General features: G+C 63.8%; 1 protein-coding gene. It reads left to right on the top strand.

Translation table 11 applies throughout. The features are described 5' to 3' along the window. Positions 1 to 353: 353 nt before the first annotated feature. Positions 354 to 3,533, top strand: coding sequence for a valine--tRNA ligase (locus PVW46_RS10905; RefSeq protein WP_069210418.1), 3,180 nt, complete (start codon positions 354 to 356; stop codon positions 3,531 to 3,533). Positions 3,534 to 3,620 lie beyond the last annotated feature (87 nt).

The raw sequence follows: 3,620 nt of genomic DNA, 5'->3' as shown, positions 1-3,620 counted from the left end.
TGCCTCTCCTCCTCCCTGGCACCGCCGCATCAGAATTCCGGGTCGCGCGACCCGACCAATTTGTCAGGCCCCTCTCCTCCTCCCTGGGGTCTTTCAATGGCAGCGGCGCCTCTCCTCCTCCCTGGCGCCGCTGCCCAAACCAGTTTCGGGGCCCCTCTCCTCCTCCCTGGGGTTCCGTAGCCTCAGCCCGCGATGCACTGCATCGCGGGCTTTTTTCTGCGCTTTGGTCCGCCCGTAGGATGGGTGCTTGCACCCATAGCCCGCTCCGCCGGGAGCACGCGGCCACCGGCCCCCTTCCCCTTGGCGCGCCCTTGTCGTAGACCCACCGCCAACACTGGACGAGGACAAGACCCATGCCGCTGGAAAAGAGCTTCAACGCCGCCGAGGCCGAACCGCGCCTCACCCGGAAATGGCTCGACACCGGCGCCTTCCGCGCCGGCGCCAACAAGAGCCGCGACGAAAGCTTTACCATCATGATCCCGCCGCCGAACGTGACCGGCGCGCTGCATGTGGGTCATGCCTTCAACAACACCCTGCAGGACATTCTGATCCGCTGGCACCGGATGCGCGGCTTCGACACGCTCTGGCAGCCCGGACAAGACCACGCCGGCATCGCCACGCAGCTGCAGGTCGAGAAGAAGCTGAAGGCCGAAAGCAACCTGCGCCGCACAGACCTGACGCGGCAGGAATTCCTCGACAAGGTCTGGGAATGGAAGGGCCAGTATGGCGGCACCATCGTCAACCAGCTACAACGGCTGGGCTGTTCCTGCGACTGGAACCGCAACGCCTTTACCATGGCCGGTGCGCCGGGTGATCCAAAAACCGGGCACGAGAACAGCCCGAATTTCCACGATGCGGTCATCAAGGTCTTTGTCGACATGTACGACAAGGGGCTGATCTATCGCGGCAAGCGGCTGGTCAACTGGGATCCGCATTTCGAAACCGCGATTTCCGATCTCGAGGTTGAGAACATCGAGGTCGCAGGCCACATGTGGCACTTCAAGTACCCGCTCGCCGGTGGCGAAACCTACGAATATGTCGAGAAGGACGAGGACGGCAACGTTACCCTGCGCGAGACGCGCGACTATATCTCGATCGCCACCACGCGCCCCGAAACCATGCTGGGCGATGGCGCCGTCGCCGTGCACCCGGACGACGAGCGTTATGCCTCCATCGTGGGCAAGCTCTGCGAGATCCCGGTCGGCCCAAAGGACCACCGCCGCCTTATCCCGATCATCACCGATGAATATCCCGATCCGGACTTCGGCTCCGGTGCGGTCAAGATCACCGGCGCGCATGACTTCAACGACTACCTGGTGGCCAAGCGCGGCGGCATCCCGATGTACCGTCTGATGGACACCCGCGGCCAGATGCGCGCCGACGGCGAAGCCTATGCCAAGGCTGCTGAAATCGCCATGCAGGTGGCAGAGGGCGACCGCGCCCTGACCGAGGCCGAGGCGGATTCGATCAACCTGGTCCCGGATCACCTGCGCGGTCTGGACCGCTTCGAAGCACGCGAAAAGGTCATCGCCGAGATCACCGCCGAAGGTCTGGCGGTCATGACCACCTCCGACGATCCGCGCCTTGGGCCGAAACCCAAGCTAAAGAAAGGCGAGGAAGAACCGCCCGTCACGCAGGTGCCGCTGGTCGAGGCCAAGCCGATCATGCAGCCCTTCGGCGACCGGTCCAAGGTGGTCATCGAACCGATGCTGACCGACCAATGGTTCGTCGATGCGGAAAAGGTCGTCGGCCCGGCGCTGGACGCCGTGCGCAACGGCGACATCAAGATCATGCCCGAGAGCGGCGAGAAGACATATTATCACTGGCTGGAAAACATCGAGCCCTGGTGCATCAGCCGCCAGCTGTGGTGGGGGCATCAGATCCCGGTCTGGTACGGGCTCGACCTCTCCGCCAGGTCCGGCAAGCAATACGACCAGGAAAACGACGGCGTGCTCGACCTCGTCGAGATGCGCGAGCTTCTGGACGACCAGCGCCTGCTGATCGGCGAGGAACGCCACCACGCCGCGCATGATTTCGAGGCCGTCCGCGCGAAATTCGAGGATGTCCTGGCGGGCCTGCCCACGCCATTGAACCACGCCCGCGTGATCGAGGTCGAGGACCGCAATACCGCCGTGCACCAGTTCGCCGAGGCCCTCGCCCAGTACGAGGCGACACAGGACCCGACGCAGCTTATCTACCCGGTCTGGCGCGAATCCGACGTGCTCGACACCTGGTTCTCCTCCGGTCTCTGGCCGATCGGCACGCTGGGCTGGCCCGAGGACACCGAGGAAATGCGCCGCTATTTCCCGACCTCGGTTCTGATCACCGGGTTCGACATCCTGTTCTTCTGGGTTGCCCGGATGATCATGATGCAATTGGCCGTCGTGGATCAAAAACCCTTCCACACCGTCTACCTGCACCAGCTCGTCCGCGACGAGAAGGGCAAGAAGATGTCCAAGACCACTGGCAACGTCATCGACCCGCTTGAAATCGTGGACGAATACGGCGCGGACGCGCTGCGCTTCACCAATGCGGCGATGGCCTCCATCGGTGGCGTGCTGAAACTCTCAGTCGACCGGATCGCAGGCTACCGCAACTTCGGCACCAAGCTCTGGAACGCGTGCCGCTTTGCCGAGATGAACCAGGTCTTTGACACGCACAAGTCCAGCTCCGACCCGGCATTTGCCCCCACGGCCCAGCAGACGGTCAACCGCTGGATCATCGGGGAAACCGCGCGTGTGCGGGAAACCGTCGATGCGGCCCTGACCGATTACCGGTTCAACGACGCGGCAAACGCACTTTACAGCTTTGTCTGGGGCAAGGTCTGCGACTGGTATGTCGAGTTCTCCAAGCCGCTTTTCGGCTCGGAGGACGCTCAGGTGGTGGCCGAGACCCGCGCCACGATGGCCTGGGTGCTGGATCAATGCCTGATCATGCTGCACCCGGTCATGCCCTTCATCACCGAAGAGCTTTGGGACACGCTGGGCACGCGCGACGGCATGCTGGTTCACACCGACTGGCCGACCTACAGCGCCGCCAAGGTCAGCGATGCCAAGGCCGATGCGGAAATGTCCTGGGTGATCTCGCTGATCGAAGGCGTGCGCTCGGCCCGGTCGCAAATGCATGTACCGGCGGGGCTCTATGTGCCGATGCTGGTCAAGGGCATCGGCGCCGAGGAACAGGCCGCCTGGGACCGCAACCAGGCGCTGATCCTGAAACTGGCCCGGATCGAGGGGCTGACCTCGGTCGATGACTTCCCCAAGGGCTGCGTGACGGTTCCCGTGGGCCAGGCCACCTTTGGCCTGCCCTTGGCCGACATCATCGACGTGGACGAAGAAAAGGCCCGGCTGGAAAAATCGCTGGGCAAGCTTGCCAAGGAGATCGGCGGCCTCAAGGGGCGGCTGAACAACCCCAAGTTCGCCGAAAGCGCCCCGCCGGAAGTGGTCGAGGAAGCCCGCGAAAACCTGGCCGCCCGCGAAGGCGAAGAGGCCAAGCTGAAAGAGGCACTCGCCCGGCTGGCCGAAATCGGCTGAAACGGCCTGACCGCCGACCGGGCGCCTCCGGTGCCCGGCCACAGCTTCTTTGGTTTTCAAAATACCTCGGGGGAGTCGACCGCAGGG

This window comes from Mameliella sp. AT18 (assembly GCF_028807275.1).
In the GTDB taxonomy this organism is placed as follows: Bacteria; Pseudomonadota; Alphaproteobacteria; order Rhodobacterales; family Rhodobacteraceae; genus Antarctobacter; species Antarctobacter albus.
This window is presented reverse-complemented; position numbering and strand designations above follow the sequence as displayed.

Bases quoted from the DNA above. Each gene is read 5' to 3' on its own strand.
- PVW46_RS10905 (WP_069210418.1), top strand. From the start codon at position 354: ATGCCGCTGGAAAAGAGCTTCAACGCCGCCGAGGCCGAACCGCGCCTC.